Genomic DNA, 4,500 nt, shown 5'->3' with positions numbered 1-4,500 from the left:
GGGTATCAGCTCGTTGTCCACCGGCCTCAGCTCGACCGACAGCTCGGTGGCATCCCTGTCGACCTCGACGTCGACGGGCCTGTCGTCGGCAACCAGCTCGATCAGCTCGCTGTCCACCTCGACCTCGACGGGCATCAGCTCGCTGTCCACCGGCCTCAGCTCGACCGACAGCTCGGTGGCATCCCTGTCGACCTCGACGTCGACGGGCCTGTCGTCAGCAACGAGCTCGATCAGCTCGCTGTCCACGTCGACCTCGACCGGCATCAACTCGCTGTCGACCGGCCTCAGCTCGACCGACAGCACGGTCGCCTCGCTGTCGACTTCGACGTCGACCGGCCTCTCGTCGGCAACCAGCTCGATCAGCTCGCTCTCGACCTCGACCTCGACGGGCCTGTCGTCCGCGACCAGCTCGATCGGCTCGCTGTCCACCGGCCTCAGCTCGACCAACAGCTCGCTCACTTCGCTGTCCACGTCGACCGCGAGCAGCGTCACGTCGCTGTCCACGGGCCTGAGCTCGACCGACAGCTCGGTGGCTTCGCTGTCGACCTCCACGTCGACCGGCCTCTCGTCGGCGACGAGCTCGATCAGCTCGCTGTCCACCTCGACCTCGACCGGCCTGTCGTCGGCAACCAGCTCGATCAACTCGCTGTCGACGTCGACCTCGACCGGCCTCTCGACGGCCACCAGCACGATCCTGTCGCTGTCCACGTCGACCTCGACGGGCCTGTCGACGGCCACCAGCTCGATCACGTCGCTGTCCACCTCGACGTCGACCGCGATCGAAGCCGCGAAGACGCACTACTACAGCGTCAACGACAACGGCACGCAGCAAGGCAACTACGCCAACAACGGCGCGACGGGCGTCAACTCGATCGCAGCCGGCGTGAACGCCAGCGCGGCAGGCGCCAGCAGCGTGGCAGTCGGCGACGGCTCGAACGCGGTGTCGACCGGCGCGGTCGCCATCGGCCAGAACGCATCGGCCACCGGCGGCAAGGCGGTGTCGATCGGCTCCGGCAACACCGCGAGCGGCGACGGCGCGGTCGCGATCGGCGACCCGAGCGTCGCAACGGGCACCGGCGCAGTGGCGATGGGTGCGAACGACACGGCGACCGGCACCGGCGCGGTGGCGCTCGGCAACGCGAACACGGCAACCGGCAACAGCGCGCTCGCCCTCGGCAGCTCGAACCAGGCCACTGCGGACAACACGATCGCGCTCGGCAACCAGGCCGTCGCGAGCGCGACCGGCGCGCAGGCCTACGGCTCGGGTGCGTCGGCGACCGCCGCGAATGCCCTCGCCTTCGGCACGAACGCCACGGCGAACGTCGCGAACTCGATCGCCCTCGGCGCGAACTCGGTCACGGGTACCGCGGTGGGCACCTCGAGCGCCACGATCGGCGGTGTCACGTACTTCTTCGCGGGCACCTCGCCGGTGGGCGTGGTCAGTGTCGGCGACGCAGCCACGGGCACCACGCGCCAGATCACGAACGTCGCGGCAGGCCAGGTATCGGCCACCAGCACGGACGCGATCAACGGCAGCCAGCTCAACGCGACGAACCAGGCGATCACCAGCCTGTCCACGTCGACCGCGTCGAACATCTCGTCGCTGTCGACCGGCATCGGTTCGCTGTCCACGAGCCTCAGTTCGACGAACAGCAGCGTCACGTCGCTGTCCACGTCGACCTCGACGGCGATCAACTCGCTGTCGACGGGCCTCAGCTCGACGAACAGCAACGTCACGTCGCTGTCCACGTCGACGTCGACCGGCATCGGCTCGCTGTCGACCGGCCTGAGCTCGACGAACAGCACGGTAGCGTCGCTGTCGACGGGCGTGACGAACCTCGGCGATCAGGTGAGCCAGTTGTCGACCACGATCAACAACAACACGACGCGCACGGCGAACAACAACGGCATCGCGGCCGACATGAACGGCACCGGCAACGACAAGCCGACCGTCACCGCCGGCTCGAACTCGGTGGCGATCGGCGCGGCGTCGAACGACGGCGGCCGCTCGAACGTCGTGTCGGTCGGCAGCGACACGCAGCAGCGCCAGATCACGAACGTCGCGCCGGGTACGCAAGGCACCGACGCGGTGAACGTGAACCAGCTGACGCAGGTGCAGACGACGCTGTCGACGGCACTGTCGGGCCAGCAGGCGCAGATCAACTCGCTGGGTTCGCAACTGCAGCAGACCGACCAGATGGCGAAGCAGGGTATCGCGGCCGTCGGCGCGATGGCGTCGATCCCGCAGCTCGATCGCGACGCCAACTTCGGGATGGGGGTCGGCACCGCGTCGTTCCTGGGTCAGAAGGCGATGGCGGTCAACATGCAGGCCCGTATCACGGAGAACCTGAAGGCGTCGATCAACGGCGGCTTCAGCGGCGGTCAGAAGGTGATCGGCGCCGGCATGCTGTACCAGTGGAAGTAACCCGTCGCACCGCCACGCCGCCCGGCTCGCGAGCCGGACGGCACCGGGCGGCCCCGACGACAGGACGAGCCCGCCGCGCAACACGTGGCGGGCTTCAGTCAACCCAGGCATTGAGGACGTAACCGTGAACAAACTCGCTCTTGCGCTCGCACTTTCCGCGATGGCCCTCGCCGCGTGCTCGACCGCATCCGGCCCGACCTACAGCGCATCCGAACTGCAGCCGCGCGACGGCGTACGCACCTTCCAGGTGGACTGCCACGGCCTGCTGTCGGGCCCGCAGACCTGCATGAAAGCCGCCCGCAAGATCTGCGGCGACCAGCCGGTGCGCGCCGTCGATTCGGCCCGTGCGCTGCGCGACGGCTCGGATCCCGCGACGCTGGTGTTCCAGTGCGGTGCCGCCCCGGCCGCAGCGGCGTCGGCCGCCGAGCCGGCACCCGCGCCCGCGCCGGCCGCCATCGAACACGTGAACCTCGCGGGCGACGCGCTGTTCGCGACGGGCCTGGCCACGCTCACGCCGGCCGCGCGCGCCTCGCTCGACAAACTGCTGAGCGAACGCGAAGACCGCACGTACACGCAGGTGACGGTCACCGGCTATACGGATTCGGTCGGCAACGACGCCGCCAATCTCGTGCTGTCGAAGCGTCGCGCGGAAACCGTCGCAAGCTACCTGAAGGCGCACGGGCTGAAGGCGCAGTCGGTGTCGGTCACAGGCCGCGGCAGCGCCGATCCGGTCGCATCCAACGCGACGGCCGAAGGCCGCGCGAGCAACCGCCGCGTCGACATCTCGCTGCAGCGCTGAGCAGCCGGCCGTCGCGGCCCCGGCGCCCCCCGCGCCCGCACGCGACGGCCTTGACCGGCAGGGCGCAACCACCCCGTCGGCCCCGCCCTCCCGACCGCACCGCCCCCGCTTCGCCGGGGCCCCGGCTCCCGCGCCGGCGGCTATGTCAAAGTTCGTCAGGCCCCTCCACAAGACGGCGCCTTCCGTGCCACAATCGCCGCAGACAGCTGCCGGGGCGTTCCGCCCGCGTCGCGCGCCGTGCCAGACCCGCCCGACGACACACCGGAATCCGGCGGCCGCCCCGCGATCCGCGCCGCCCGACTCGCATTCCAGCGCGCGCCGGCGCGAACGCAACCACGACAATCCACGGCGCGCCGTTTCGCGGCCACGGCCGGACGCACGACGCCGCAGAGGAAACCAACCGGTGACGGACATCAATCAAGCCGCCTCGGGCGGCACCCGCAAGCAACGGCCGGCCGTCGGCATCTCGCTGTTTGCGCGGGACGGCCAGGCGATCTGGGAAAACGGCATTCACCAGAACATTGCGTTCCTCGCGATGATGCTCAAGCGCTCCGACCGCGTCGGCCCCGTCTATTTCCTGAACGGCGGCGACGCCAACGCGTTTCCGGCCGGCCTCGATCTCGACGGCCTCGACGTGCCGCTCGTGAAGCCTTCCGACGTCACGCACGACCTCGACGTCGTGATCGAGATGGGCGCGCAATTGCCGTTCGAATGGCGCAGGCACATGAAGGCGCTCGGCAAGAAACTCGTCGCCTTCTTCTGCGGGCACGTCTACGCCGGCCTGGGCGAAACGCCGATCTTCGGCAAACCGTCGGGGCACATCTTCAACGACACGCCGTTCGACGAAGTATGGCTGCTGCCGCAGTATGAGAAAACAGGCGCTCCGATGCTGCAAACCATCCTGCGCGCACCGGTGCACCTGATGCCGCATATCTGGTCGCCGTACTTCCTCGATCGCCGCATCGCCGCGCTGGAAGAAGAAGGGGTGACGTTCGGCTATCGGCCCGGCCGCCGCCCGTGGAATCTCGCCACGCTCGAGCCGAACATCTCGGTCGTGAAGTCCTGCCACTACCCGATGCTCGCGTGCGACGAGTTCTACCGCGCGCATCCGGACGCGGTGCAGCATCTGTTCGTCGTCAACTCGATGCACATGAAGGCCCATCCGACCTTCGTGCACTTCGCGAACAGCCTCGATCTCGTGCGCCAGCACAAGGCGACGTTCGAGCCGCGCATCGACCTGCCGGGCTTCATGGCGCGCCACGCGGACGCCGTCGTA

General features: G+C 69.0%; 3 protein-coding genes. All 3 read left to right on the top strand.

Annotated elements, in window-relative coordinates; translation table 11 throughout:
* Positions 1-2,425: YadA family autotransporter adhesin (locus U5771_RS34650; RefSeq protein WP_322028108.1), on the top strand; the 2,425-nt coding region annotated here is incomplete at its 5' end.
* Between the two features lie 124 nt (positions 2,426-2,549).
* A complete protein-coding gene (locus U5771_RS34645) occupies positions 2,550-3,224 on the top strand; it encodes an OmpA family protein (RefSeq protein WP_322028107.1) in 675 nt (224 codons plus the stop codon).
* A gap of 403 nt (positions 3,225-3,627) precedes the next feature.
* Positions 3,628-4,500: DUF2827 family protein (locus U5771_RS34640; protein WP_322028106.1), on the top strand; the 873-nt coding region annotated here is incomplete at its 3' end.

This window comes from Burkholderia sp. BCC1977, from assembly GCF_905339595.1.
Taxonomy (GTDB): Bacteria; Pseudomonadota; Gammaproteobacteria; order Burkholderiales; family Burkholderiaceae; genus Burkholderia.
Note: the sequence above shows the minus strand (reverse complement) of the source record. Positions and strands in the feature narration are given on the sequence as shown.